General features: G+C 67.9%; 26 protein-coding genes and 3 tRNA genes. 10 read left to right on the forward strand and 19 right to left on the reverse strand.

What is annotated here, in order from left to right; translation table 11 throughout:
* Window positions 1-27: 27 nt before the first annotated feature.
* The 5 genes from J2X52_RS12050 to J2X52_RS12070 form a co-directional block, all read right to left on the reverse strand.
* Window positions 28-975, reverse strand: coding sequence for a DUF1684 domain-containing protein (locus J2X52_RS12050; RefSeq protein ID WP_310153528.1), 948 nt, complete (start codon window positions 973-975; stop codon window positions 28-30).
* Window position 976: 1 nt separating this feature from the next.
* Window positions 977-2,809 (reverse strand): DNA mismatch repair endonuclease MutL, encoded by a 1,833-nt coding sequence (gene mutL, locus J2X52_RS12055; RefSeq protein WP_310153533.1) that lies wholly within the window; start codon window positions 2,807-2,809, stop codon window positions 977-979.
* A 76-nt stretch (window positions 2,810-2,885) separates the two neighbouring features.
* Window positions 2,886-4,337, reverse strand: a complete 1,452-nt coding sequence (locus J2X52_RS12060) for an N-acetylmuramoyl-L-alanine amidase (protein WP_310153536.1) — start codon at window positions 4,335-4,337, stop codon at window positions 2,886-2,888.
* 75 nt (window positions 4,338-4,412) lie between these two features.
* Window positions 4,413-4,898, reverse strand: a complete 486-nt coding sequence (gene tsaE, locus J2X52_RS12065) for a tRNA (adenosine(37)-N6)-threonylcarbamoyltransferase complex ATPase subunit type 1 TsaE (protein ID WP_310153540.1) — start codon at window positions 4,896-4,898, stop codon at window positions 4,413-4,415.
* Window positions 4,895-6,430, reverse strand: coding sequence for an NAD(P)H-hydrate dehydratase (locus J2X52_RS12070; RefSeq protein WP_310153543.1), 1,536 nt, complete (start codon window positions 6,428-6,430; stop codon window positions 4,895-4,897). The genes tsaE and J2X52_RS12070 overlap by 4 nt, the downstream gene beginning before the upstream one ends.
* A 29-nt stretch (window positions 6,431-6,459) precedes the next feature.
* On the opposite strand from J2X52_RS12070, the gene queG reads away from it, so the two are divergent.
* Entirely contained in the window at window positions 6,460-7,542 is a 1,083-nt protein-coding gene (queG, locus tag J2X52_RS12075) for a tRNA epoxyqueuosine(34) reductase QueG (RefSeq protein ID WP_310153546.1), read from the forward strand.
* 39 nt (window positions 7,543-7,581) lie between these two features.
* On the opposite strand, the gene J2X52_RS12080 is transcribed toward queG, so the two are convergent.
* The 8 genes from J2X52_RS12080 to pcnB form a co-directional block, all read right to left on the reverse strand.
* The gene (locus J2X52_RS12080) at window positions 7,582-8,085 is read right to left on the reverse strand and encodes a GNAT family N-acetyltransferase (RefSeq protein WP_310153548.1); all 504 of its coding nucleotides are present in this window, start codon (window positions 8,083-8,085) and stop codon (window positions 7,582-7,584) included.
* A complete protein-coding gene (gene pgi / locus J2X52_RS12085) occupies window positions 8,082-9,608 on the reverse strand; it encodes a glucose-6-phosphate isomerase (protein WP_310153695.1) in 1,527 nt (508 codons plus the stop codon). Before pgi ends, J2X52_RS12080 begins: the two co-directional genes overlap by 4 nt.
* Window positions 9,609-9,613: 5 nt before the next feature.
* The gene (gene panD, locus J2X52_RS12090; protein ID WP_232136944.1) at window positions 9,614-9,994 is read right to left on the reverse strand and encodes an aspartate 1-decarboxylase; all 381 of its coding nucleotides are present in this window, start codon (window positions 9,992-9,994) and stop codon (window positions 9,614-9,616) included.
* Window positions 9,995-10,108: 114 nt separating this feature from the next.
* The gene (panC, locus tag J2X52_RS12095; protein ID WP_310153552.1) at window positions 10,109-10,975 is read right to left on the reverse strand and encodes a pantoate--beta-alanine ligase; all 867 of its coding nucleotides are present in this window, start codon (window positions 10,973-10,975) and stop codon (window positions 10,109-10,111) included.
* 54 nt (window positions 10,976-11,029) lie between these two features.
* Entirely contained in the window at window positions 11,030-11,413 is a 384-nt protein-coding gene (locus tag J2X52_RS12100; protein ID WP_310153557.1) for a GFA family protein, read from the reverse strand.
* Between the two features lie 6 nt (window positions 11,414-11,419).
* Complete coding sequence (panB, locus tag J2X52_RS12105) at window positions 11,420-12,235, reverse strand: 3-methyl-2-oxobutanoate hydroxymethyltransferase (RefSeq protein ID WP_310153559.1); 816 nt, start codon at window positions 12,233-12,235, stop codon at window positions 11,420-11,422.
* Window positions 12,236-12,239: 4 nt separating this feature from the next.
* Window positions 12,240-12,734: a 2-amino-4-hydroxy-6-hydroxymethyldihydropteridine diphosphokinase gene (gene folK, locus J2X52_RS12110; RefSeq protein ID WP_310153560.1), complete on the reverse strand. Its 495-nt coding sequence runs from the start codon at window positions 12,732-12,734 to the stop codon at window positions 12,240-12,242.
* A 40-nt stretch (window positions 12,735-12,774) separates the two neighbouring features.
* On the reverse strand, window positions 12,775-14,112 hold the full coding sequence (pcnB, locus tag J2X52_RS12115; protein WP_310153563.1) for a polynucleotide adenylyltransferase PcnB: 1,338 nt from the start codon (window positions 14,110-14,112) through the stop codon (window positions 12,775-12,777).
* A gap of 124 nt (window positions 14,113-14,236) precedes the next feature.
* On the opposite strand from pcnB, the gene J2X52_RS12120 reads away from it, so the two are divergent.
* Together J2X52_RS12120 and fdxA are read left to right on the forward strand one after the other, a co-directional pair.
* Window positions 14,237-14,312, forward strand: a tRNA-Glu gene (locus J2X52_RS12120).
* 235 nt (window positions 14,313-14,547) lie between these two features.
* On the forward strand, window positions 14,548-14,871 hold the full coding sequence (gene fdxA / locus J2X52_RS12125; protein ID WP_310153565.1) for a ferredoxin FdxA: 324 nt from the start codon (window positions 14,548-14,550) through the stop codon (window positions 14,869-14,871).
* A 109-nt stretch (window positions 14,872-14,980) separates the two neighbouring features.
* On the opposite strand, the gene J2X52_RS12130 is transcribed toward fdxA, so the two are convergent.
* Together J2X52_RS12130 and dapA are read right to left on the reverse strand one after the other, a co-directional pair.
* On the reverse strand, window positions 14,981-15,493 hold the full coding sequence (locus J2X52_RS12130; RefSeq protein ID WP_310153569.1) for a hypothetical protein: 513 nt from the start codon (window positions 15,491-15,493) through the stop codon (window positions 14,981-14,983).
* 19 nt (window positions 15,494-15,512) lie between these two features.
* Window positions 15,513-16,415, reverse strand: a complete 903-nt coding sequence (gene dapA, locus J2X52_RS12135; protein ID WP_310153572.1) for a 4-hydroxy-tetrahydrodipicolinate synthase — start codon at window positions 16,413-16,415, stop codon at window positions 15,513-15,515.
* Window positions 16,416-16,633: 218 nt separating this feature from the next.
* On the opposite strand from dapA, the gene J2X52_RS12140 reads away from it, so the two are divergent.
* The 7 genes from J2X52_RS12140 to J2X52_RS12170 all read left to right on the forward strand — a co-directional run bounded on the left by J2X52_RS12140 (window position 16,634) and on the right by J2X52_RS12170 (window position 23,173).
* Window positions 16,634-17,200, forward strand: coding sequence for a glycine cleavage system protein R (locus J2X52_RS12140; RefSeq protein WP_310153574.1), 567 nt, complete (start codon window positions 16,634-16,636; stop codon window positions 17,198-17,200).
* A gap of 83 nt (window positions 17,201-17,283) precedes the next feature.
* Complete coding sequence (locus tag J2X52_RS12145) at window positions 17,284-17,766, forward strand: peroxiredoxin (RefSeq protein WP_310153576.1); 483 nt, start codon at window positions 17,284-17,286, stop codon at window positions 17,764-17,766.
* Between the two features lie 123 nt (window positions 17,767-17,889).
* Window positions 17,890-19,290, forward strand: coding sequence for a PhoH family protein (locus tag J2X52_RS12150; protein ID WP_310153579.1), 1,401 nt, complete (start codon window positions 17,890-17,892; stop codon window positions 19,288-19,290).
* Between the two features lie 168 nt (window positions 19,291-19,458).
* A complete protein-coding gene (locus tag J2X52_RS12155; protein WP_310153698.1) occupies window positions 19,459-20,139 on the forward strand; it encodes a YoaK family protein in 681 nt (226 codons plus the stop codon).
* A 39-nt stretch (window positions 20,140-20,178) separates the two neighbouring features.
* Window positions 20,179-20,991, forward strand: coding sequence for a bifunctional hydroxymethylpyrimidine kinase/phosphomethylpyrimidine kinase (thiD, locus tag J2X52_RS12160; protein WP_310153581.1), 813 nt, complete (start codon window positions 20,179-20,181; stop codon window positions 20,989-20,991).
* A gap of 62 nt (window positions 20,992-21,053) precedes the next feature.
* Complete coding sequence (locus J2X52_RS12165; RefSeq protein ID WP_310153701.1) at window positions 21,054-21,827, forward strand: alpha/beta fold hydrolase; 774 nt, start codon at window positions 21,054-21,056, stop codon at window positions 21,825-21,827.
* 56 nt (window positions 21,828-21,883) lie between these two features.
* Entirely contained in the window at window positions 21,884-23,173 is a 1,290-nt protein-coding gene (locus J2X52_RS12170) for a nucleotide sugar dehydrogenase (RefSeq protein WP_310153584.1), read from the forward strand.
* A gap of 463 nt (window positions 23,174-23,636) precedes the next feature.
* On the opposite strand, the gene J2X52_RS12175 is transcribed toward J2X52_RS12170, so the two are convergent.
* From J2X52_RS12175 to alaS, 4 genes are all read right to left on the reverse strand, one after another.
* Window positions 23,637-23,713 (reverse strand) — tRNA-Arg (locus J2X52_RS12175).
* 102 nt (window positions 23,714-23,815) lie between these two features.
* Window positions 23,816-23,908: transfer RNA gene (locus J2X52_RS12180), tRNA-Ser, on the reverse strand.
* A 51-nt stretch (window positions 23,909-23,959) separates the two neighbouring features.
* Window positions 23,960-24,166, reverse strand: a complete 207-nt coding sequence (csrA, locus tag J2X52_RS12185) for a carbon storage regulator CsrA (RefSeq protein WP_310153587.1) — start codon at window positions 24,164-24,166, stop codon at window positions 23,960-23,962.
* 157 nt (window positions 24,167-24,323) lie between these two features.
* Entirely contained in the window at window positions 24,324-26,969 is a 2,646-nt protein-coding gene (gene alaS / locus J2X52_RS12190; protein WP_310153589.1) for an alanine--tRNA ligase, read from the reverse strand.
* Window positions 26,970-26,980 lie beyond the last annotated feature (11 nt).

Here is a 26,980-nt window from a genome sequence, read left to right on the forward strand (position 1 = left end):
GGAGGCGGTCCTGTTCGGAATCTGGGGTCATACCGTGGTGGCCGGGATATAGGTCTTCTCGCCCGCGGGAATCGCGAGGTCGAGGCGGTTGCCGTCAGGCGGCAGCGGACAGGTCGCGAACGCGGTGAACGCGCACGGCGGGTTGTAGGCGCGGTTGAAATCGATCTGCAGCCGCCCGTCGGCGCCCGGCGCCGGCGCATCGAGGTAGCGGCCGGCGCTGTAGCTGCCGTGGCCACTGGTGCGGTCGGCGAAGATCAGGAACAAGCTGCCATCACCGCCTTCGAGCGCCTGCAAGGTGTAGCGCTTGCCGTCGCGTTCGAATGCGACCGAGCCCGGCGTCGGTGTGTCTTCGACCATGCCCAGGATGTTGGCGATCGGCAGCGTCGTACCGGATGCCGCGGGCACGAATTCCGCATCGACCTGCCAGTCGCGTGCGGTCGACCAGTACTCCAGGCCGGTGAAGCGCCTGCGCGTAGGCGCGTCTTCATGACGCGCCCGCACGAACGCCGAGCCGCCGCGTTCGATGATCGTCAGCGCGCCTTTGCCGTCGTCGAAGCCCAGCACGCTGGGCGAAGCATCGGTGTCGGTCTGCAGAAGTACACGGCCGCGCGCCGGCGCGCCATCGAGCGTCACCGCGACGCCGCGCTCGGGCGTGAACGCATACGCGCCATTGTCGGATTGCAGCAGGCCGAGCTTCTCCGGCCCCATCGACAGGCGGATGCCGGCCGTCTGTCCGCTGCCGATGAAATGCGACTTCAGTTCGATGCGATACAGGCCGATCAGGCTCAGCCAGCCATCGGGCGCGACCAGTTCGGCGCGGCGCGTGTCCTGCCAGACGCGGGTCTGCGCGGAGAACATCACATCGAGTCGCGCAGCGTCGGCGCGCGCGGACGGATCCTCACTCTCGACGGTCTCCCCGCAGCCAGCGAGAAGCACCAACAGGCCGATCGTGCAGCAGTGGCGCCATCGCAGCATGTCAGCGTCCTCGCAGGAACCAGCGGTCGATCTCGGCGAGCGGAAAATGCGCCCACGTCGGACGGCCATGATTGCATTGCCCGGAGCGTTCGGTCGCTTCCATCTGCCGCAGCAGTGCGTTCATCTCGGGCACCGTCAGGCGCCGATTCGCGCGAACCGCGCCATGACAGGCCATCGTCGACAGCAGTTCGTCGCGTGCCGAGCGCACCCGCAGGCTCTCGCCATGCTCGCGCAGATCGGCCAGCACGTCGCGCAGCAGGGCTTCGGTGTCGCTCTGCGCGAGCAGGGCCGGCACGCCGCGCAGCAACAACGACTGGATACCGGCGCGCGAGACTTCGAAGCCGAGCTCGGCGAGCGTCGCGGCTTCGGCTTCGGCGACATCGGCTTCGCGCTCCGACACCGCGACGGTCTGCGGCACGAGCAGCGGTTGCGTGCGCACACCCTCTCCGTCGTGCGCGGTCTTGAGCTTCTCGTAGCCGATGCGTTCGTGCGCGGCGTGCATGTCGACGACGATCATGCCGTCGGCCGCCTGGCTGAGAATGTAGATGCCGTGCAGTTGCGCGACCGCATAACCAAGCGGCGGCACCAGCGTGCCGGCATCGTCGACGGCGGCGTCGGGTGCCATCGGCGACGGCGTCCAGGTCTCGGCACCCGATGCGATCTGCGCCGGTGTCGGCCCATAGAGCCCGGCATACGCTGCGCGGGTTTCGTCCACGCGCAGCGCGAGATTCGGCTGCGGCATCGGCCGCGACCAGTCGGGCATCGCCGCAGTGCCGGACGCGGGCACGGCGGCGAATGCCTGCATCGCCGCATCTGCCGGCGCGTGGTTCGTCTGCCCTGCGCGCGTATCGGCCAGAGCCTCGTGCAGCGTGCGGTAGACGAAATCGTGGATCAGGCGCGCATCGCGGAAGCGCACTTCGTGCTTGGCCGGATGCACGTTGACGTCGACGCGCGTCGGATCGAGCTCGAGAAACAGCACGTAGGCCGGCTGGCGGCCGTGGTACATCACATCGGCGAACGCCTGCTTCACCGCATGCGCCACGCTCCGGTCGCGCACCGCGCGGCCGTTGACATAGAGATACTGCTGGTCGGCGCTCGCGCGCGAGTACGCGGGCTTGGCAATCCAGCCGTGCAGGCGCAAACCCGCGGCGCTGTGATCGATACGCAGCGCGTTGTCGGCGAATTCGCGGCCCACCGTTTCGACCAGGCGCGCGCCCGAGAACAGATCCTCGTCACCCTTGTAGCGGCGCGAAGGCTTGCCGTTGTGGCTGATGCGCAGTTCGACGTCGGGCCGCACCAGCGCCAGCGCGCGCAGCCATTCCTCGATGTGGCCGAGCTCGGTGCGTTCGGCGCGCAGGAATTTGCGGCGCGCGGGCACGTTGTAGAACAGATCGCGCACTTCGACCGTCGTCCCGCGCGGATGCGATCGCGGCGTGACTTCGCCGACGCGGCCGCCTTCGACTTCCAAAGCGGAGCCGTGGGTTTCGTCTTCACGGCGCGAGATCAGGGAGAAGCGGCTCACCGAGGCGATCGACGGCAGCGCCTCGCCGCGGAAGCCGAGCGTGGCGACGGCCTCCAGATCATCCAGTGACCCGATCTTGCTGGTCGCGTGTCGCTGTACGGCCAACGTCAGTTCTTCGGGCGGAATGCCGCCACCGTCATCGCGGATACGGATCAGGCGGACGCCGCCTTCTTCCAGATCGATATCGACGCGCAGCGCGCCGGCATCGAGCGCGTTCTCGACCAGTTCCTTGACCACGGACGCAGGGCGTTCGACCACTTCGCCGGCGGCGATCTGGTTGACGAGGATGTCGGGGAGCTGGCGGATCGGCACGTGGGCATCGGCGACGCTGGCGCGTCGCGGCAGGAATCAACGTGGATGATACCGGCTTGGGCGTCGCGCCCGGGGCTCAGGGGCTGCCGCCGGCGGCGCCGTTCGCATCGGCCGCAGCGGCGCGCGCGGCGTACAGCGTGCCCGGCGGCGGCTGGGCGATGAAGTAGGCGTTGATGCCGTTGAGCACGGCGCTGGCAAGACGGCGCTGGTGCGCCGGATCAAGCAGGCGACGTTCTTCCTCGGGATTGGAGATGAAGCCGGTCTCGACCAGCATCGCCGGCATGTCCGCGTTGCGCAGCACCGAGAAGTTCGCGTACTCGACGTTCGCCTTGTGCGTCTTGCCGACATTGCGCAGACCCGACAGCACATGGGTCGCGGCATCCTGGGACGCTCGCATGTGGCCGCTCTGCGCCATCTCCAGCAGCACGTTCGACAGCGTGTCCTGCGACAGCGATACGCCGCCGACCAGATCGGCGCTGTTCTCGCGATCCGCCAGCCAGCGCGCCTGCTGGGACGAGGCGCCGCGCGTGGACAGGGTGTAGACCGACGAACCGTAAGCCGCACGATTGTGCGCGGCATCGGCGTGGATCGACACGAACATGTCGGCCTTGGCCCTGCGTGCACGCAGGGCACGCTGCGGCAACTCGATGTAGCTGTCGTTCTCGCGCACCAGATGCGCACGCATGCCGGGCGTGGCGTTGATCTGACGCGCGAGTTCGCGCGAGATCGCCAACACCACATTCTTCTCGTGCGTGCCGGCCGGCCCGATGGCGCCGGGATCGCGGCCACCGTGGCCGGGATCGATCGCGATCACCAGCGGACGCATGCCCGGCCCGACCGCGGCGGGCATCGGCACCTGCGCCGCCGGCGCGATGTCGCGCTGCACGGCAGGCGGCGGCGTCGGAATGGGCGCCGGGGGCAGCTGCGTGGCAGGTGCTTGCGCGGTGACCGTCTCCGGCGCAGGCGCGGAAGGCGCAGGGCCCTGCTGCGGACCCATGCTCGAAATCAGACGCGAGGTCGCATCTTTCGACGCCAGCGCCGGATCGACCACAGGCGTTGCAGTCGGCGCTGCGGCGGCGGGCGTCGACGCGGTCGCAGCAGCAATGCGTGCGATCGGATCGGCAGCGCCGTCACCCGGCCATTCGATGACGAGCGTCGGCCCGTCCGGACTGTCTTCGATCCGCGGCGGCATGGCCTTCACCGACGACGCCAGGTCGAACACGATGCGCGTGGTGCCGGCAACCGGCTGTCCGCTGCGCACGGAGCGGATCGTGCCGGCACCGGCCGGCATCGCGGTCGCCCGCAACCGGGTACCGGGCAGGTCGACGACCAGGCGATCGGGATTGGCGAGGGAAATCACCGAATACTCGGCGCGCGCATCGAGCTTGAGCTCGGCGCGAGTGCCGGTGGCGCCGGAGCGCACGTCGATCCCGCGCAGCTCGGCGCCGTAGGCGATGTTCCAGCACAACGCGGCGATCAGGGCGACCGCCAACGCGAGCTGAGACAGATTGATCCCCCGGATGCGCATGCGGGCTAGTCAATCACCGCACCCGGAACAATGCAAGTCGTTTTCCCTTTCAAATCCGTAACCTGCAGATCCTTCCTATGGTTTCGGTTCAGGAAGCGTCGACAAACGGGGATCATCGATCAGCTGTGCCAGCCACCTCGTTCCAGCCGCTCCGTACGGCCACAGCTCGACTGCGCGCCCCGCGCCGTCGATCGCCAGTCGTATCTCGAGATCCGCCGGCGGCAGCGCTGCGGCGCCGCGCTCGGGCCATTCGACCAGCCACAGTGCGGCGTCGATGTCGTCGAGCCCGAGGAAGTCGAGCTCGCCCGCATCGCCGATCCGGTAGAGATCCAGGTGCAGGGCCTCGCCGCCGTCCACCGGATAGCGCTCGACAAGGGTGTAGGTCGGGCTGCGTACGGTGCCGGTCACACCGAGCGCGCGCAGCCAGGCGCGGGCCAGCGTGGACTTGCCCGCGCCCAGATCGCCCTGCAGATGCACGACAGCGCCTCTGGGCTGATGCGTGGCGAGCACTTCGGCAAGCCCTTGCGTCGCGGCCTCGTCGGGCAGATGACGGCGGATCATGGGTGAGGCTCCGGATTCGCGCAGGCGCGCAGCACATCGATCAGATCGCCCGGCAGCAGTCCACGCTCGCCCGCCGTGCGCGCGGCCCGGTCGCCGGCCACTGCATGCAGCAAGGCGCCGCAGGCAGCCGCGTGTTCGGCGTCGAGCCCCTGGGCGCGCAGCGCCGCGATGACGCCGGTCAGCACGTCACCCATGCCGCCGGTCGCCATGCCGGGATTGCCTGCAGCGATGAGCCAGGGCAGTCCGCCGGGCGCGCAGACCAGCGTGCCGGCACCCTTGAGCACCACGACCGCATTCCAGCGCGCGGCGAGTGCGCGCACCGCGGATGGGCGGTCATGTTGGACCGCGGCGGTGTCGGTATCGAGCAGACGCGCGGCTTCGCCCGGGTGCGGGGTCAGCACAGCGCCTGCCGGCAGTCCGCGCGGCCGTGCGGCGAGCAGGTTGAGCGCATCGGCATCGAGCACCAGCGGCGTGTCGGCTGCGATGGCCGCATCGAACGTCTCGTCAAACAGCGCGTGCCCCCAGCTGCCCTGCCCCAGGCCGGGACCGAGCGCGATGACATCGGCCGCGTCGAGGGCGCCGGCGAGTGCGGACACGTTGTCAGTGCGGCGGACCATCACCTCGGGCCAGCGCGCGAGCAACGGCGCGACATGCACGCCCTGGGTCGCGACTTCCACCAGTCCGGCGCCGGCGCGCAGCGCGGCCCCGGCCGCGAGCATCACCGCGCCGCCGGTGCCGTGATCACCACCGATGCACAGCACGCGACCGTGGCTGCCCTTGTGTGCATTGCGCGGACGCGGCCGCAGCCAGTGCGCGAGAGCTTGCGCGTCGATCCGTCGCGCCAGTGCCTGCGCTGCTTCGAAGCAGTGCGCATCGACGCCGAGCGCGTCCAGCGACAGGGCGCCGGCGTGATCGGGACCATCGCCGGTCTGCAGACCGAGCTGCGGGGCGAGGAACTGCAAGGTGCGTGTCGCGCGTACGGCGGCGCCATCCGCGCTGCCGCGATCGCCCGACAGGCCACTGGGAGTGTCGAGCGCGAGCACCGGCACGCCGGCGGCGTTGATGGCGTCGATCAGCGCGGCAGTCGCGTGGTCGGGCGCGCGCGACAGGCCGATGCCGAACAGGGCGTCGACGAGAATGTCTGCAGGCGGCAACGCGCCACCAAATGCCTCGACCTTGCCGCCCGCCGCTTCGAAGGCCGCGCACATTGCCCGCGACGCCCCGGTGCGCGGCGCATGCGATTCGAGCCGGACGACGACTGCCTCACATCCCGACGCCAGCGCCTGCGTCGCCAGCACATAGCCGTCGCCGCCGTTGTTGCCCGGCCCGCAGACCACGACGATGCGACGCGCCTGCGGCCAGTGCGACGACAGCGTGCGCCAGCCGGCCTGCCCGGCCCGTTGCATCAGCGCGGTGGCCTCGCCTGCGTGCGCGAGCGCTGCGGCCTCGATCGCCCGCAGCGCGGCTGCGTCGTACAGCGGGGAGCCCGGCAGCAAAGCGCCGGGCGCAGGCGTGGCACAGGAAGCACTCATCGCGCGGATTCTATACTTCGCGCATCGTGATGCCTTCCGCCGCCACCGCCGTTCCGTCCCACGCAGCGCCCGACGCGCTTGCCGCGCGCATCAAGGCGATCGCGGGCGAGATGGGCTTCCAGCGCTGCGGCATCGCCGGCATCGATCTGCGCGAGGACGAAGCGCACCTGCGCGACTGGTTGGCGCAGGGTCTGTACGGCACCATGGACTGGATGGCGCGCCACGGCGACATGCGCGCGCGCCCGGACGAGCTGCTGCCGGGTACGGTGCGCGTGTTGTCGGTCGGGCTCGACTACGGCCGCAACGACGACGAAAGCGCTTGGGACACGCTGGCCGACGGCAGCCGCGCCTACGTGGCGCGGTATGCGCTGGGCCGCGACTACCACAAGCTCATGCGCAACCGGCTGCAGAAATTCGCGCATCGCATTGCCGAGGAAATCGGTCCGTTCGGCCACCGCGTGTTCGTCGATTCGGCGCCGGTGCTCGAACGCGCGCTTGCGCGCAACGCGGGCCTGGGCTGGATCGGCAAGCACACCTGCCTGATCGACAAGAACGGCGGCTCCTGGTTCTTTCTCGGCGAGATCTATGTCGATGTGCCGCTGCCGGTCGATCCGCCGGCGAGCGCGCACTGCGGCATCTGCGTGCGCTGCATCGATGTGTGTCCGACGCGCGCGATCACCGCGCCGCACCGGCTCGATGCGCGACGCTGCATCGCCTATCTGACGATCGAACACGAAGGCGCGATCGACGCTTCCTTGCGCCCGCTGATCGGCAACCGCATCTTCGGCTGCGACGACTGCCAGCTGGTCTGCCCCTGGAACAAGTTCGCCAAGCGTACCGACGAGCCGGACTTCCGCGCGCGCAACAGCCTCGACACCGCGAGCCTGGCCGAGCTGTTCGCCTGGGATGAGAACGAGTTTCTGCAGCGCACCGAAGGCTCGCCGATCCGCCGCAGTGGACACCGCCGCTGGCTGCGCAACCTCGCGGTCGCGCTCGGCAATGCGCCGACCACCCCGGATACCATCGCCGCGCTGCGCACGCGGCAGAATTCAGGCGATCTTCTGATCGAGGAACATGTGGACTGGGCGCTTGCGCGCCATGGCGATCGCTGACCCGATGCGCGCCTCAACGGGCTGAAAGATGCTTCGGATTCAGACGTCGGCGGCGAGCCGTGCCATCAACATCACGTCGACATACGCGCCGTCGCGCAGCGCGTAGGCGCGCGCCAGTCCTTCTTCTGCAAAACCGTGGCGCGCGTACAAGGCGATCGCCGCTGCATTGTCGACGTAGACCTCGAGTTCGATCCGGCGGACGCCGTGCCAGCGCTCGGCAGTATCGATGGCCGCCATCAGCAGCGCCGTGCCAATCCCCTCACCACGCCGATCATTCGACACCGCCATGCCGAGGTTCGCAACATGCCGACGGCGAGGATGCTGGATCACATCGAAACCGGCAGCGCCAACCACAGCACCCCGATCCTCGGCCACCAGTTGCACAACGTGAGACGGCATGTCGGTCAGCTGCCGCGTCCATGCGGACAGCGACGGATACGGCGGCTGCAAGGTGCCGGCATAGGCCGAGAATTCCGAAAACAGTATCTGCAGGCCGACTGCATCGGCCGGCTCGGCATGGCGGATTCGGACTTCGGCGCTCACCTGTGACGGGTGCGCGCGCGGATCTCGTCCAGCAACGCGCGCGTGACCGGGTCGGCCACCGCCACGTCATCGCCCTGCACCGCCGGCATCAGTTCGCCTGCAATGCGCTTGCCGAGTTCCACGCCCCACTGGTCGAACGCATTGATGCCCCACAACACCGACTGCGCGTAGACGCTGTGCTCGTAGAGCGCGATCAGCGCGCCGAGGCTGCGCGGGTCAAGGCGGTCGAGCAGCAACAGCGTCGACGGGCGGTTGCCCGGATACGACTTCTGCGGATCATCGGCCGAGTAACCGTTGGCCAGCGCCTCTGTCTGCGCGAGCAGGTTCGACAGCAGTGCGGCATGGTTGTCGGCATGGGGATGCGCGGGGTTCACCACGCCGATGAAATCGGCCGGGATGGTCTGCGTACCCTGGTGCAGCGCCTGGAAGAAACTGTGCTGCGAATTGGTGCCCGGCCCGCCCCACAGCACCGGCACGGTATCGAGACCGACGGCTTCGCCATCAGGCGTGACCGACTTGCCGAGACTTTCCATGACCAGTTGCTGCAGATATGCCGGCAGCAGCGCGAGGCGCTCGTCGTAGGGCAGCACCGCATGCGTTGCGAGACCGAGCGCGTTGCGGTTCCACACGCCCGTCAGCGCATGCAGCATCGGCAGATTCCCGGCGAGCGGCGCCTGCAACACATGCGCATCCATCTCGGCAGCGCCGGCGAGCAGGGCCTCGAAGCCGTCCATGCCGACTGCCAGCGCGATCGAGAACCCCACCGCGGACCACAGCGAATAACGACCGCCGACCCAGTCCCACATCGGCAGCACGCGCTCGGGCGCGACGCCGAAGGCTTCGGCGCGCGGCACGTTGGCGCTCACCGCGTACAGGCGTTCGCTGCCGCCGAGCCAGTCGCGCACGACTGCGCCGTTGAGCAGGGTCTCCTGCGTGCCGAAGGTCTTGGAGACCAGAATCGCAGCGGTCCTGGCCGGGTCGAGTTTCGCAAGCCGATGCTGGGCATCGCTGCCGTCAACGTTGGTCAGGAAATGCACACGAAAACGACCGGTGCCGAAATCCTTCAGCGCGTCGACGACCAGGCGCGGACCCAGATCCGAGCCGCCGATGCCGACGTTGACGATGTCGGTGACATCGGACGCTTCAAGTTGCGCGACCAGTTCCGCCATGCGCACGCGCGCCTCTGCGGCCTGTGCGTGGGCATCCCGCGCGATCGCGGTCTCCGACAGCGCGGAGCGCAGCGCGACGTGCAGCGCCGGACGATTCTCGGACGTGTTGACAGTGACGCCGTCGAACAGCGCGCGGAACGCCTGCGGCAAGGCCGCGGCTTCGCCGAGCCCGACCAGCGCATCGCGTGCCTCGCGGTCGAGCCGCTGGCGCGCGAAGCTGGCATACAGCCCGCCGATGCGCAGTGCGAAATCGTGCGGACGCGCCGAACCGGCTTCGACGAGGTCGGCGATGCGCGCCGAATCGAGGCGCCGCGCGTGCGGCGCCAGCGTGTCTCGGATCAGTCGCACCGCCATGGTCATCAGGCGGCCTGCGCGGGAATCGAATCGTTGGTGTGGGTCATGCGGTTGTCGCGGTCGACGTACACCAGCTTCGGCTTGAACTTCGCCACCTCGGCTTCGTCCAGCGCGCCATAGGCGCAGATGATCACCAGATCACCCACGCCGGCCTTGTGCGCGGCGGCGCCGTTGACCGAGATGATGCCGCTGCCGACATCGGCGCGGATCGCGTAGGTCGCGAAGCGTTCGCCGTTGTTGATGTTGTAGATCTCGATGCGCTCGTACTCGCGGATGCCCGACAGGTCGAGCAGGCGACCGTCGATCGCACACGAGCCTTCGTAATGCAGCTCGGCATGGGTCACGGAGGCGCGGTGGATCTTGGCTTTCAGCAGGGTGAGTTGCATGGCGTAGGCGGCCGGATCACGGCAGCGGACAACGCGGGAAGCCCGCAGGAACCGCGAAGTATAGGGACCATCTGCGGCATCGCAACATCAGCGGCGCGCCGCAGCGACGCTGATTCAGCGGGCCGCAGGCGTCCTGTGAAGACTGAATTCGAGGTTGTCGATCAAGCGCGTGGTGCCCAGGCGCGCCGCTGCCAGCGCGACGGCGGCAGGTTGCGCCTCGCCATGCGGCGACAGGTCGGGCGCGCGCACCTCGACGTAATCGACCTCGAAGCCGGTATCGCGCAGCGTCGCGATCGCACGCGCGCTCGCTTCGGCCGCGGATTGGCCCGCCTGCATGGCATCGCGCAACGCGCGCAGGGCGCGATGAATCCCCGGCGCGCGCGCGCGCGCATCGGCATCCAGGTACTGGTTGCGCGAACTCATCGCCAGACCGTCGGCCTCGCGGGCGATCGCGACCGGCAGCAGTTCCACCGGGAACGCGAGGTCGGCGACCATGTGCGCGATGACCGCCAGCTGCTGGTAGTCCTTGCGGCCGAACGCGGCAACGTCGGGCTGCACCTGGTTGAACAGGCGTGCGACCACGGTGGCGACGCCGTCGAAATGTCCCGGGCGGTGCGCGCCATCCAGCACTTCGGTGATGCCGGGCACGCGCACGGTCACCGTGTTGTGCAGGCCCAGCGGATACATCGCCTCGACCGACGGCAGCCACAGCAAGTCGCAGCCGGCCGCCGCGAGGCCCTGCGCGTCCTGTTCGGGCGTGCGCGGATAGCGGGCGAAATCCTCGTTCGGGCCGAACTGGGTCGGATTCACGAACACGCTGGCGACCACGCGGTCGACGCGTGCGCGCAGCGCCTCCACCAGCGAGAAATGGCCCGCATGCAGATTGCCCATCGTCGGCACCAGGCCGACGCGCAGGCCCGCACGCTTCCAGCCGGCGATCCGGGTCCGCAGCGCGGCGAGGTCATGCACGGTGTCGATCACGGCGGGTCCAGCGATGGGTGAGCGCCGATTTTCGCAGATCGGCGACGTCCGGCGTCAGCGCGTGTGCTTGGGCAGGTCGTCGTCGAGCGCGTAGTAGTCGCCCTGCTCAGAGACGAAGATGTGCATGTGCAACCGGGTACCGGTGGGTGTGTCGAATGCCCCCATCGCTACCGCGGTCTTGCTGCCGCCCACCGGCGCCCAGAACAGTGAGCAACCGCAGCGCCCGCAGAATCCGCGGCGCACGCGCGCCGAGCTGGCGTACCAGCGCAGCACGGCCTGCGGGTCATGGATCGTCAGCGCCTCGACCGGCACGTCGGTCGAGGCGAACACATGACCGGACGATTTCCGGCAGGCGACGCAATGACAGGCATCGGGCGGCGCGAGTTTGGCCGCGACCTCGAATCGCACATCGCCGCACAGGCAACTGCCGCTGTGCATCGCCGGCTACCGGTAGGAGTGTTCGGGGCCGGGGAAGCTGCCGTCGCGCACTGCAGCGACGTAGGCGCGCGCAGCGCCCGCCACCGAGCCGCCGCCGACAAGGAAATCGCGGACGAACTTCGGGCGGCGATGGCCGCTGTCGAGGCCCAGCATGTCGTGCAGCACCAGCACCTGACCGTCGCAATCCGGTCCTGCGCCGATGCCGATCGTCGGCACCGGCGAGGCGGCGGTGATGTCGGCGGCGAGCGCAGCCGGCACGCCTTCAAGCACGATCAGCGTCGCACCTGCTTCGGCAATCGCGCGCGCATCGTCGCGCAGCGCCTGGGCAGCGGCGTCGCCGCGTCCCTGGATCTTGAAGCCGCCGAAGCGCAGCACCGACTGCGGGGTCAGGCCCAGGTGCGCGCAGACCGGAATCTCGCGCTCGACGAGGAAGCGCACCACCTCGCACTTGTTCGGCGTCGCACCTTCGAGCTTGACCATGCCGGCACCCGCCTGCAGCAGCCGCGTCGAGGCATCGAGCGCGCGCTCGGGCGTGGCGTCGGCCTGGAATGGCAGATCGGCGACGACCAGTGCACGCTGCACTGCCCGGGCCACGCAGGCGGTGTGATAGGCGATGTCGTCGACGGTGACCGGCAACGTCGAGCCGTGGCCCTGCACCACCATGCCCAGCGAATCGCCGACCAGCAGCAGGTCCACACCTGCGGCATCGAACGTGCGGGCGAAGCCGGCGTCGTAGGCGGTCAGCATCGCGAGCCGGCGACCGGCGGCGCGTGCCTCGAACAGCGCGGGGACGGTGACGGGCGCGGAAGATGAAGTGTTCATGGCGCTAGCGTAGCGCTTCGATGCCGGCGCGATCCACGCGGATGAGCGCATCTGCGGCCGCGCCGATGCGCGGAATCACGATCTCGGCGTCGAGTTCCAGCATCGGCACGAGGGCGAAGGCGCGTTCGTGCAGGCGCGGGTGCGGAACGGTCAGTCCCGGCAGTGTGATCACCGCGTCGCCGTAGAGCAGCAGGTCGAGGTCCAGCGTGCGTGGACCCCACTGGTCGTCGGCCTCGTCGCTACGGGTACGGCCGAACCTGCGTTCGATGTCGAGCAGCGCGTCGAGCAGATCCATCGGCGCGCGGCTGGTGTCGAGCACTGCGACCGCGTTGACAAAATCAGGCTGGTCAGTGCGCCCCCAGGCCGGCGTGCGGTACAGCGACGAGAGTCGCAGGCCCTCGACATCGGGCAACGCCGACAGCGCCGCGGCGGCATCGCGCAGCACCTGCGGCACATCACCGAGATTGCCGCCGAGCCCGATCCACGCGCGCACGCTCATGCGTGGGCCTCAGGCTGCACGCCGCGGACGGCGCGGGGTGTCATCCAGTGGCGGCCGGCGTGCGGCGACGCCGACGGCGACGACGCGGCGCGTCTTCGTCGCCGGCCACCTCCTCCTCGCCCGGATACAGCGCGATCGCATGATCGGGATCGTGCTGGGCTTCTTCCCAGAACGCCACATCGGCTGCATGCGCATCGGACGCGGTCTGGCGGAGTACGAGGAAATCGAATGCGGCGCGGAAGCGCGGATGCGACAGCGTGCGCGTGACCCGCTTGCGCTGACGCAGCGGGAAGCGCGCCTGCAGCAGCCAGATCTCCTGCATCGGCAGTGAGAAGCGACGCGGCAACGCAACCGTCGTCACCTGATGCAGCGTGACGCGGTCAGCCGCGCGGCGCTGCGCCTCGACCGGCTGCACACCGTCGGCCTGCAGCTTCATCCAGGCGCGGCAGAACGCCGGCCACAGCAGCGTGGCGAACAGGAAGGCGGGCGAGACCGGATCGCCCGCGGCGATGCGCGCATCGGTCGATGCGAGGCCCGCGAGCACCATCGACCGCAACGCGCCGCTGCGGTTGCTGGCGAGTGCTGCAGCCGACTCGGGAAACAGCGCCGACAGCAGACCGTGACGCTCGAGACCTTCGAAACTGGCGACCGCGTGCCCCGACAGGAACAGCTTCAGGCATTCCTCGAACAGCCGCGCCGGCGCGGCTTCGCCGAGCAACGCCGCCAGACGCGGAATGGGCTCGGCAGTGCCCGGCTCGATGGTGAAGTCGAGCTTGGCCGCCAGACGCACCGCGCGCAGCATGCGCACCGGATCTTCGCGGTAGCGCGTGTCGGGATCGCCGATCAGGCGCATGACCCGGTTCTGCACGTCCTCGAAACCGCCGGTGTAGTCGCGCACCGAAAAATCGGCGATCGCGTAATACAAGGCGTTGGCGGTGAAGTCGCGGCGCACCGCGTCGTCCTCGATCGTGCCGTAGACGTTGTCGCGCAGCAGGCGCCCGCCGTCGTGGACTTCGCGGTCGCCACTGCCGTCGTCGACATTGGCGCGGAACGTCGCCACCTCGATGATCTCGCGGCCGAAGACCACATGCGCCAGCCGGAACCGGCGGCCGATCAACCGGCAGTTGCGGAACAGTCCCTTGACCTGCTCCGGCGTCGCGTCGGTCGCGATATCGAAGTCCTTCGGGGTCAGGCCGACCAGCACGTCACGCACCGCCCCACCGACCAGATAGGCCTGATGGCCGGCCTCGTGCAGGCGGTACAACACACGCAGCGCGTTCTGGCTGATCTGCCGCCGCGAGATGGTGTGCTGGTCGCGCGGAATGACCCGCAGTTCGGCGGACACGTCGCTTGGAATCGGAGTGGGATCGGTATGCATCAAGTCTGAAAATTTTCTCAGGCGGCCGTTGCGGCGCCAGCAAGCCTGCTATACTAGCAAGCTGCAAACGACTTAGACGCGTTTGCAGGCCGGTCGTCCAACCGGAGCCGTTCGCGGCACCCCAGCTCCCTTCGTCTAGAGGCCCAGGACGTGGCCCTCTCAAGGCTAAAACACGGGTTCGAATCCCGTAGGGAGCACCACATCAAAGCAGACAGCCCATGCCGCAAGGCGTGGGCTGTCTGCATTTGTACGGTTGCGGCAGCACGGCGCTACCTGGCATTCAATGGATGACGCAGCGTTCGCGTGGCGACAGTCCTGGCGGGTTGCCTGCGCGTGCCGGGACGCGACGATTGCCAAAAATGCGAACACTTCGCACCGGTGCCGGCACTGCTGCCTTAAACTGCAGCCCGTCGTCGCCCCGCCCGATCCGAATCCATGCCTTTCGTCGTCACCGAAAACTGCATCAAGTGCAAGTACACCGACTGCGTCGAGGTCTGCCCGGTGGACTGTTTCCACGAAGGGCCGAACTTCCTCGTCATCGATCCAGACGAATGCATCGACTGCACGCTGTGCGAGCCCGAGTGCCCGATCAACGCGATCTATCCCGAAGACGATGTGCCGGCGGGCCAGGAAGCGTTCGTCGCGCTCAATGCCGATCTGGCCAAGGCCTGGCCGGTGATCACGACACGCAAGGATGCGCTGCCCGACGCCAAGGATTGGGAAGGCAGGCCGGACAAGCTGCCGCTGCTGGAGCGCTGATCCGCGCGCCGCGAGCGAATTCACGAATTCACGAAAACGGGCGCCGAGGCGCCCGTTTTCGTATCCGGTGATCGACGACGCCCGGCTCTCGGACGTCGCCTCCAGCCGCTTATTGCGCCAGCGCCGCCTGCAGCGAAGCGATCAGACGCGTCGGTGCGTCACCGGTCGCGGCCACGCCGCGTGGATCGACTGCCGACACCACCGCGCCGCCCTGCTGCGACGCGATGCGCACCAGGAACTGGCTGCCGGCATAGGAGACGTCGTAGGTGCCCAGCACCTGCGAGCGGCTGTTGACGGTGACGCCATCGGTCGCGGCCAGCGCTTCGCCGACCTGCGCGAACACCGCATCGCGCGCACCGGTCGCGCTGAAGGACACGTTCGAATCGGCCGGCACGGCCGCCGTACCCGAACGCGTCACGGACGTGGGGGCTTCCGGCAGCGCCATCGCACCGTCGGTACGCGGACGGTCGAGATCCGGCGGCACTTCCAGCGGACGGGTTTCCGGGCTCTGCGCGTACAGCGCGTTGTCCTTCTTGAACCAGCGGCAGCCGCTGGTGCCCACGACTGCGACCGCGACGACGGCAATGGCGAGATAGCGCATGGAGGAACGGGGTGGACGCATCGTGGAATCTCCTGGGAAATCAGGCGGCGCGGGCACGGCAGGACGTTTCGAGGTCCGCCGCGAGTCGCGTCGCATCGTCAGCCTGCGCATCATGCGCCTGGGCCAGTGTCGTCAAAGGCAGACGCAGGCCGTGGCCGAGGCCCTGCCTGGCTAGCACCGCCTTGACGGGAATGGGGTTGGGTTCTATGCCGCAGAACAGATGCAGCGGCTGCAGACGCGCGTCCCAGTCGTGCGCGGCATCAGCCTGACCGCTGCGCGCGAGATCGCTGAGCTTGCGGAATGCACCGGGCACCACGTTGGAGACCACCGAAATGACGCCATCGGCACCGGCGAGCATCGCCCGCGCGGCCGTCGGGTCGTCGCCGCTGAGCACTGCGAAATCATCACTCTGCAGCGCGAGCAGCGCCTGCATGCGCTCGACGCCACTGTGTGCTTCCTTGATGCCGACGATGCGCGGGTGGCGCGCGAGTTCGGCGACGGTCTCGGGCAGCATGTCGGTGCCGGTGCGGCCGGGCACGTTGTAGAGCAGCACCGGCAGGCCCCCGTCATCGGCGACTGCGCGGTAATGCGCGAGCAGGCCCGCCTGGGTCGGCCGCACATAGGCCGGCACGACGACCAGCGCGATATCGGCGCCAAGCTGCGCGAGCCGCCGGGTCGCGGCGATGGTCTTCGACGTCGCCGACAGGCCGGTACCGGCAAGCACCGGCACCCGGCCGGCAGCCAGCTCAACCGCGCTGCGCACCAGCCAGTCGTATTCATCGTCTTCCAGCGTCGCCGCTTCGCCGGTCGAGCCGGCGACTACGAGGCCCTGCGTTCCGGCCGCCAACTGCCACTCGATCAGCCGTTTCCACGCCGCGCGGTCGAGTGCACCGGTGGCGTCGAAGGGGGTGGCGAGTGCGGTGATGCTGCCTGAAAGTCGCAAGATGAATATCCGATGGGCGACTGCAGCGCGGTCGCGAAGCAAAAAAGGGCCGGGAAACGCGTTGGTTTGGCCCGGAAAATGCTGGCCGATGTTACTTGCGGCCACGAAGCGCGGGCAAGTATGCTGACCACCGCATCCGGCCGTGACCGGACTGCCGTTCACCCCCCAGTCGCCATCGACCTTCGCAGTCGAACAGATTTCCCGCCGCGGACGCCCCCTTGACCGATTCCGACACCGCTGCCCGGCCCTCGCCGAACGAGAACTACCTGCTGATCAACGCGTACACCACGCATCCGGCCTCGCCGCTGCTGTCGGTGTCGCGTCGCATTTCCGACAGCGGTTGCAACATGGTCGACACGCGCCTGTCGACGGTGGGCCGGGATGTCTCGGTGACCGCGCTGGCGAATGGTCCATGGGACGCGGTCGCCAAGCTCGAAGCCATGCTCACGCGTCTGGAGCGCGAGGAAGACCTGAAGCTGGTGTGGTACCGCACCGGTCCGAAGCCGATCCAGTCGAACCTGCTGCCCTACGTGGTGGAAGTGGTCGCTGCCGACAAGGCCGGCATCCTGTTCCAGCTGGCGGACTTCTTCGATCGCCAGGGCATCACCATCGAAAGCCTGCATTCCTCGCGCTATCGCGCCATGCAGACCGGCGCCGACATGTTCTCGGCGCAGATCACCATCGGCATCCCGGCGAACATGCACATTGCCGCGCTGCGCGACGATTTCCTCGAGTTCTGCGATCACCTGAACCTCGACGCGATCATGGATCCGATGAAGTTCTGAGGTGAGGCGCGCGGACGCTTGCGAAAGCAGGAACACGCGCGCATTGTGATCATGACCGTCGCAATGGAACGCCCGTTCGAACGATGAGCGGAACACGCAAGAAGCTCGCAAAGGCCACCCTGCAGCTGCCACTGGCGCTGTCGGGCGGCGCGAAGGCCACACTGGCCGACTACGCCGGACGCTGGCTCGTCCTCTACTTCTACCCGAAGGATTCCACGCCCGGTTGCACGACCGAGGGCCTGGATTTCAGCGCGCTGCTGCCGCAATTCCAGTCACTCGATGCCGACGTGCTGGGCGTCTCCCGCGACTCGGTGAAATCGCACGACAACTTCTGCGCCAAGCAGGGCTTCGCGTTTCCGCTGATCAGCGACACGGACGAAGCGCTGTGCGGCGCGTTCGACGTGATCCGCGAAAAGAACATGTATGGCCGCACCGTGCTGGGCATCGAGCGCAGCACGTTCCTGATCGATCCCGATGGCCGCATCGCGGCGCAGTGGCGCAAGGTCCGCGTGCCGGGCCATGCGCAGGCCGTACTCGACGCACTACAGGCTGCGCAGTCGCAGTGACGGCCACTTCCGAACGTTCCGAACGCCGTCCCGCATCGCGGGTCACGGCGGCGCGGCCGTGCGTGTGCGACACAGGCTCCACTCCGTCATCCCCACTCAACACGGAACGCTGACACTCCGATGATGACCAAAGGCAAGCGCGTCTACGTGCTCGACACCAACGTGCTCATGCACGATCCCACGGCGCTGTTCAAGTTCGAGGAGCACGATGTCTACCTGCCGATGCAGGTGATCGAAGAACTCGACAACGGCAAGAAGGGCACCACCGAGGCCAGCCGCAATGCGCGGCAGGTCAGCCGATTCCTCAACGAACTGATCGAAGCGGCGGGCAGCGACCAGATCGCGACCGGCCTGCCATTGCTGCGCCCACAGGGCCTGCAGCTGCGCGGCGTGCAGAGCGTCGGCAAGCTGCGCTTCCAGACCACGACGCCCAGCGAAGACCCGACCTCGTTCGGCGCGGCCGCGCCCGACAACCGCATCCTCGGCGCGATCCTCGACCTGGTGCGCACCGAACCGGACTACCCGGTGGTGTTCGTCTCCAAGGACATCAATCTGCGGATCAAGGCGGCGATCGCCGGTATTCCGAACGAGGATTACGAAAACGACCGCGCGCTCGACGATTTCAGCCTGCTCTACACGGGCGCGACGGCGTTGCCGGCGGATTTCTGGACGATCCACGGCAAGGACCTGCGGTCGTGGACCGACCGCGGCCGCACCTTCTACGAGCTGGCGGCCGACGAGAACGATGGCTGGTATCCCAACCAGTTCCTCTTCCTGCCGGGCGACGAGGAATCGGAATTCCGCGTGGTCGGCGTCGAGAACGGCCGGGCGACGCTGCAGATCGTCGACGACTTCCGCCATAGCCAGCACGCGGTGTGGGGCATCAATGCGCGCAACCGCGAGCAGAACTTCGCACTCAACGCGTTGATGGATCCGGAGATCGATTTCGTCACCCTGCTCGGTACCGCCGGCACCGGCAAGACGCTGCTCGCACTCGCGGCAGGGCTGGCGCAGACGATGGACCAGCAGCGCTACCGCGAAATCATCATGACCCGCGCGACGGTCAGCGTCGGCGAAGACATCGGCTTTCTGCCCGGCACCGAAGAGGAAAAAATGACGCCGTGGATGGGCGCGCTGACCGACAACCTCGAAGTGCTGACGCACAACCAGGAAGGCGGCAGCTGGGGCCGCGCGGCGACCAACGACCTGCTGGCCTCGCGCATCAAGATCCGCTCGATGAACTTCATGCGCGGGCGCACGTTCCTGTCGCGCTATCTGATCCTCGACGAGGCGCAGAACCTCACGCCCAAGCAGATGAAGACGCTGATCACCCGCGCCGGTCCCGGCACGAAGATCGTGTGCCTGGGCAACGTCGAACAGATCGATACGCCCTATCTCACCGAGACCACGTCGGGCCTGACCTACGCGGTCGACCGGTTCAAGAACTGGGCGCACAGCGCGCACGTGACCTTGCGTCGGGGCGAGCGCTCTCGCCTGGCGGATTTCGCTTCGGAAGTCCTGTGATGCGACCGCGTGCGCCTCGCCGTCGCACGCTGCAGATCGGGGCCGCCTGCGCCCCCGTCTGCGGCGTGCGTGGCGCGGCGCGTGCCGGCAGCGGCAGCGGCAGCGAATGACGGACCCGCGTCGACAACCCGGCACACCGGCGCTCCAGACGACACCGGAGTGCTGAGCCTGGGCATGCGGCTGCCGCCTTGGGTGTGGATCGGTGCGGTCGCCCTCGCCTGCGTGGCCGGCATGGTCAATGTCATCGGATACCTGGGGTTCGAGCACCAGGCGGTGAGCCACCTGACCGGCACCACCAGCCTGCTCGGCGCCGCACTCGTCGAGCGGGACTGGCGCACGGTGATGCATCTGTGGGGCGTGGTCATTGCGTTCTGCGCGGGCGCAACGGTCAGCGGCGTGATCCTGCAGGACGAGACACTGCGTCTGGGCCGCCGTTACGGCGTGGTGCTGGCATTGGAGGCCGCGCTGTTGGCAACTGCGGTACCGATGTTCGAACGCGCGCAGATCTACGGCGCGCTGCTCGCGGCAATGGCCTGCGGTCTGCAGAACGCGATGGTGACGACCTACAGCGGCGCACTCGTGCGCACGACGCATCTGAGCGGCATGTTCACCGACCTGGGCATCGGGCTCGGCCATCTGATCCGTGGCCTGCCGTTGCCGATCAAGCGATTGACACTCAGCGGCTTGATCATCAGCGGGTTTCTCGGCGGCGGCATCCTCGGCGCCTGGCTCTACGGCGCGATCGGCTACCAAGCGTTGCTGGTGCCTGCCGCGCTGACCGGTGCGACGGGTATCGGCTACACCGCCTATCGACACTGGCGTGGCGTGCCACTCGACAGGGCACCTTGAACCTCTGCGTCTGCCCAGCCTCGCAGGCACAATGCACGCATGTCGCAATTTACTGCCCGCCCCCCGTCCGCACTGACCATCGCCGGTTCCGATTCCGGCGGCGGCGCCGGTATCCAGGCCGATCTCAAGACCTTCGCCGCGCACGGTGTGCATGGGCTGTCCGCGATTGCCGCGCTAACCGCGCAGCACACGCGCGGCGTCACCGCAGTGCATGCGCCGCCCGTTGCGTTCCTGCGTGCGCAGATCGAGGCCTGCTTCGATGACTTCGACGTGCGTGCGGTGAAGATCGGCATGCTGGCGACGGCGGAGATCGTCGAGGCCGTGGCCGACGCGCTGGCGCTGTATCCCGACGTGCCGGTGGTGCTGGATCCGGTGATGATCGCGACCTCCGGCGCGAAGCTGCTTCATGACGATGCACTGGGGGCATTACGCACCCGTCTGATTCCGCGCGCGGATGTGCTGACACCCAACCTGCCGGAAGCCGAGCTGCTGCTCGGCCGCCGCATTGGTGCAGGCGCAGATGCGGAAAATGCACTCGCGGCGCTTCGCGCACTGGGCGCACGCGGCGTCCTGCTCAAGGGCGGCCATCTCGACGAGGGCGATCAGGTCGTCGATCGCTATACCGATGCCGCGACCGCGTTCGCGCATCATGCCCCGCGGCTCGATATCGACGGTCACGGCACAGGTTGCACGTTGTCGTCGGCGATCGCCGCGCGTCTCGCACTCGGCGACGACGCGGCGACCGCATGCCGCGCGGGCATCGACTACGTGCATCGCGCAATGCGCGACGCCTATCGTCCCGGTCGCAGTGCGGTCGGCGTGCTCGGACATCTGGGCCCGCTCGCGTCGTGAGCACGCTGGCTGCCCGCGTCGAACCGCTCGACAGCGGTGACGGCCATCGCTTCGAACTGATCATGCGCGTGCCCGATGCGCCGACCCGTCGGCTGCTGTGGCTGCCCGCGATGGGCGTGCCCGCGAAGCACTACCTGCCCTTCGCCGATGCCCTGGCCTTGCGCGGGATTGCCGTCGGCCTGCACGAGTGGCGCGGTATCGGCTCGAGCAGCCTGCGCGCCGGCCGCGCGCACGACTGGGGCTATCGCGAACTGCTGGTCGACATCGCGCGCAGCGACGCGGCGCTGGATGCCGCCGTGCCGGGCACGACACGCGTCATCGGCGGCCACAGCCTCGGCGGTCAGCTCGCCTGCTGCCATCTCGCACTGCAGCCCGATGCGGCCGACGCACTGTGGCTGGTCGCCAGCGGCGCGCCCTACTGGCGTGCGTTCCCGCCGCATATGCGCTACACGCTGCCGCCGCTGTACCGCTTCATGGCGTGGCTCGCGCGCACGCGCGGCGTGTTGCCGGGGCGCCGGCTGCGCTTTGCCGGCAACGAGTCGCGCGGCGTGATCGCCGACTGGACGCGCAGTGGATTGCGCGGGCGTTATGCGGCGGCCGGACTCGATGTCGACATCGATGCGGCGATGGCGCGTATCGACATTCGTGTGCGCGCCGCATGGCTCGACGAAGACTGGCTCGGACCGCCGTCCTCGCTGCGTTTCTTGCTGGACAAGTTGGGTAGTGCCGACACGAAGATCGACGGTTTCGATGCGAAACGTCTGGGTGCGAAAGCCGACCATTTCGCGTGGATGCGCACGCCGGACGCGATCGCCGCCTGGCTCGCCGACAGCTGAGGCAGTGTGCGGGCGTCCGCTACACTGCGCCGATTGTCCAACGAGCGACTTCCTGCATGACTGCACCGCTGCCCGCACGCGACGCCATCCGCATCGCCGTCATCGGCCTCGGCTACGTGGGCCTGCCGCTCGCGGTCGCATTCGGGCGCCGCCACGCGACACTGGGCTTCGACATCGATCAGACGCGTGTGGCGGGCCTGCAGCGTGGCGACGACCACACCCGCGAACTTTCGCAAGACGAACTGCGCGCGGCCGCGCACCTGCGCTATAGCGCCGACGCGGCCGACCTCGCGGACTGCAACGTGCACATCGTGACCGTGCCGACGCCGGTCGACGCCTACAAGCGGCCCGACCTGTCGGCGCTGGAAGCAGCGAGCCGCGCGGTCGGCGCCGCCCTGCAGCGTGGTGGCGTGGTGATCTACGAATCGACGGTATATCCGGGCGCGACGGAAGAGATCTGCGTCCCGATCCTCGAAGCCGCGTCGGGCCTGCGCTACCGCGAGGACTTCCATGTCGGCTACAGCCCTGAACGCATCAATCCGGGCGACAAGCAGCACCGGCTTGAGAACACGCTCAAGGTCACCGCGGGTTCCAGCGACGCGGCCGCGGCATTCGTCGACGCGTTGTATCGCGACATCGTCGAAGCCGGCACGCATCGTGTATCGAGCATTCGCGTAGCCGAAGCCGCCAAGGTCATCGAGAACACCCAGCGCGACGTCAACATCGCACTGGTCAACGAGCTTGCGCTGATCTTTGATCGCCTCGGCATCGACACGCACGAAGTACTGGAAGCCGCCGGCACAAAGTGGAACTTCCTGCCATTCCGGCCGGGCCTGGTCGGCGGCCATTGCATCGGCGTCGATCCGTACTACCTGACGCACAAGGCGCAGGAGATCGGCTATCACCCGGAAGTGATCCTCGCCGGCCGCCGCATCAACGACAGCATGGGCCTGCACGTCGCACAGCGCGTGGTGAAGCTGATGCAGCAGCGCGGCATCCAGACCGCCGGCGCGCGTGTCCTGGTGCTGGGCCTGGCGTTCAAGGAGAACTGCCCGGACCTGCGCAACACGCGCGTGATCGACGTCGTGCGCGAACTGCAGAGTTACAGCATCGAAGTCGACGTGCACGATCCGTGGGTGGCCGCGGCATATGCGCAGCACGAATACGGCCTGACGCCGATCGACACGCCGGATGCCGGCGCGTACGACGCGATCATTCTTGCCGTTGCACACACCCAGTTCCGTGAACTCGGCGCTGTGGGTATGCGCGCTTTCGGCAAGCCGGGCGCAGTGCTGTTCGACGTCAAGGCCGCGCTGCCCGCCGACGCGGTGGACGCGCGGCTCTAGCGCGTCGCTGCAACACGCTCTCCGGGCGGGCTGCATCCAGAGGCAGCCGGTCATATGCGCAGAATCCCCGGACACCCGCCTGTACGGGGATGACGAGAACTGGGCGATCGCCCCGCGTTTCTGGATGATTGCGCCTGTGCAGTAGTGGCTTCCATGTGCCCCGCGCTGACGCGCTATCTCCCTTTCATCGACTGGTGTCGACGACAGGTGTTGTGGAGACCACACGCCTGCATCGGATCGCACACCGCGGCATTGCGCGGGCGAATCTCGCTGCAGCAAATACACGCCGACAGGAGCCGTGGCTCACCACGCGCAATCCATGTCATCGCAGACGCGCCATATCACTGGGCGATACACGCGCAGCACGCGTTCGCGCGACCGATCGAAAGCGTCACCAACGTCGCGGCAAAAACACGCACGCAACAAAAAAGCCAGCGATCGCTCGCTGGCCTCTTCGTTGTTCTGGTGCGCCCGGAAGGATTCGAACCTCCGACCCCCAAGTTCGTAGCCTGGTGCTCTATCCAACTGAGCTACGGGCGCCTTGAACAGAAGCGGAATTTTCTAGCAAAACGTTTGCTTCGTCAACCACTATCCGAAATTTTTCTCTGCGATTTCCGGGGAAATCCGATCGAATTCGAGCAGTGGCGGAGAGTGAGGGATTCGAACCCTCGATGGAGTTTTAAGCCCCATACTCCCTTAGCAGGGGAGCCCCTTCAGCCACTCGGGCAACTCTCCGAAGCAACACGTCCGACGCAAGCGCCGAACGCGGTGCGAAGGATACCGGCTTTATGGCGTCTGCGGCAAATCTTCTTGCGCTTCGGCCTCTTCGCCTTCGCGATGGATGCGCTGGTAGATCTCTTCGCGGTGCACGGCGACATCCTTGGGCGCGGTGATACCGATGCGCACCTGGTTGCCCTTGACGCCCAGCACGGTCACCGAGACCTCGTCACCAATCATCAGCGTCTCCCCGACGCGGCGGGTCAGAATCAACATAGAAATCTCCTGGAACCGGCGCGTTTCAACGCACCGGCGTGGACTGTATTCGGACCGTTCTCGACCGTGGAAACCGATTACAGACCTAATGAGGTCGTGAAGCATGTCCCCTGCCGGGCACCCGGTCAACAACCCGGGACAGGCGTTTAGCGCCCGCTTAGCCGAGGCGTTCCGCGACCCACTGACGCACCTCGCCGAGGGCCGCCACCAGCGCCGGGCCATCCTCGCCGCCGCCCTGCGCCATGTCGGGTCGACCGCCGCCCTTGCCGCCGGTCTTCGCCGCGACGTGCGACAGCAGTTCGCCCGCCTTGACGCGACCGGTCGCGGCGCCGCCGACACCCGCCACAAGTGCGGCCTTGCCATCGCTCGCGCCTGCCAGCAACACGACCACATCGCCGAGCTGCTGCTTCAGGCGATCAACCGCATCCCGCAGCGCCTTGGCGTCGAGACCTTCGATACGCGCGGCCACGACCTTGATGCCGCCGACGTCGACCGCGGAGGCGCCGAGGTCCGCGGTCGCGCCGCTGGCCGCCTTGGCCTTCAATGATTCGAGCTCGCGCTCGAGCTGCTTCTGGCGGTCGAGCAGTGCGCGCAGACGCTCGCCCACTTCGCCCGCGGTGCCACCGAGCAGACCGGCCGCCTGGCGCATGCGCTCTTCGTCGCTGCGCACGTGGTCGAGCGCGGCTTGGCCGGTCAACGCTTCGACGCGGCGCACGCCGGAGGACACACCACCCTCCGACACGAGCTTGAACAAACCGATACGGCCAGTGCGATCGACATGCGTGCCGCCGCATAGTTCGACCGACTCACCCATCGTCACCACCCGCACGCGTTCGCCGTATTTCTCGCCGAACAGCGCCATCGCGCCGGAATCGAGCGCGGACTGCATGTCCATCTGCTCGATGCTCACCGGATGGTTGGCGCGGACTTCGACGTTGACACGGCGTTCGATCTCAGCCAGTTCGTCGGCGGTCACCGGCTGGAAGTGCGAGAAGTCGAAACGCAGGCGCTCGGGTGCGACCAGCGAGCCCTTCTGCGCGACGTGCGTACCCAGCAGATCGCGCAGCGCGCCGTGCAGCAGATGCGTCGCGCTGTGGTTGAGCACGATGCTGCCGCGGCGTGCGACATCGATCGCGCCGCGCACGCGGTCACCGCGCTGCAGCGTGCCCGACACCAGGCGGCCGACGTGGCCGTGGAACTGGCCGGCGAATTTCTGGGTGTCGTCGACTTCGAAACGCATACCGTCGGCTTCGAGCACGCCGGTGTCACCGACCTGGCCACCCGACTCGCCGTAGAACGGCGTGCGGTCGAGGATCACGACGACTTCGTCGCCGGCCGATGCGGACTCGACCGGGCGCCCGCCGACCAGCAGCGCGAGAATCTGAAGGCCGTCGGCTTCGGTCTGGTCGTCGCCGACGAACACGGTCGGCAAGAGCTGGGCGACGAGATCGGCCGACAAGCCGGCGCTGGAGGTGAACTTGCCGGCCGCGCGCGCAGTCTCGCGCTGGCGCTGCATGGCCGCGTCGAAGCCGGGCATGTCGACCTCGAGACCGCGCTCGCGCGCGATGTCCTGGGTCAGATCGAGCGGGAAGCCGTAGGTGTCGTAGAGACGGAACGCATCCTCGCCCGGAATCGCGCCGCTGCTGCGCGAGGCGACGTCGTCGAAGATGCGCATGCCGGCGTCGAGCGTTTCGGCAAAGCGTTCTTCTTCAGCCTTGAGCGCACGTTCGACCAGTTCGCGCTTCTCGCGCAGTTCCGGATACGCATCGCCCATCACGTCGTCGAGCGTTCCCACCATCGCGCTGAAGAACGGCTGGCGGACGCCGAGCATCCAGCCGTGGCGCAGTGCGCGGCGGATGATCCGGCGCAGCACGTAACCGCGGCCTTCATTGGACGGCAGCACGCCGTCGACAATCAGGAAGCTGCAGGCGCGGATGTGGTCGGCGATCACGCGCAGCGACTTGTTTTCCAGATCCTGGGTGCCGGTGAGCTCGCCGGCCTTGCGGATCAGGGCCTGGAACAGGTCGATTTCGTAGTTGCTGTGCACGCCCTGCAGGATCGCGGCGAGGCGCTCCAGACCCATGCCGGTGTCGACGCACGGTGCAGGCAGCGGCACCAGGGTGCCGTCGGACTGCTTGTCGAACTGCATGAAGACCAGATTCCAGATCTCGATGAAACGGTCGCCGTCTTCGTCGGGCGAACCCGGGGGACCGCCGAAATGCGCGGGACCGTGGTCGTAGAAGATCTCGGTGCAGGGCCCGCAGGGGCCGGTGTCGGCCATCTGCCAGAAATTGTCGGAGGCGAACGGCGCGCCCTTGTTGTCGCCGATGCGGACGATGCGGTCTTCCGGAATGCCGACCATGTCACGCCACAGCGCGTAGGCCTCGTCGTCGGTCTGGTAGACAGTCACCAGCAGGCGCTCGGCCGGCAGTTTCCAGACCTGGGTCAGCAGTTCCCAGGCCCAGGCGATGGCGTCTTTCTTGAAGTAGTCGCCGAACGACCAGTTGCCGAGCATCTCGAAGAAAGTGTGGTGACGCGCGGTGTAGCCGACGACGTCGAGATCGTTGTGCTTGCCGCCCGCGCGCAGGCAGCGCTGGACGTCGGCGGCGCGCACGTAGCTGCGCTTCTCGGCGCCCAGGAACACATCCTTGAACTGCACCATGCCGGAGTTGGTGAACAGCAGCGTGGGGTCGTTGCCGGGGACCAGCGGCGCCGACGGCACGATGGTGTGGCCCTTGCCCTTGAAGAACTCGAGGAAGTCGCTGCGGATCTGGGCGGTGCTGGTGGGGGTCTGCGTGGTCATGGGCCTGGCGT

This window comes from Luteimonas sp. 3794 (assembly GCF_031456825.1).
GTDB lineage: Bacteria > Pseudomonadota > Gammaproteobacteria > Xanthomonadales > Xanthomonadaceae > Luteimonas.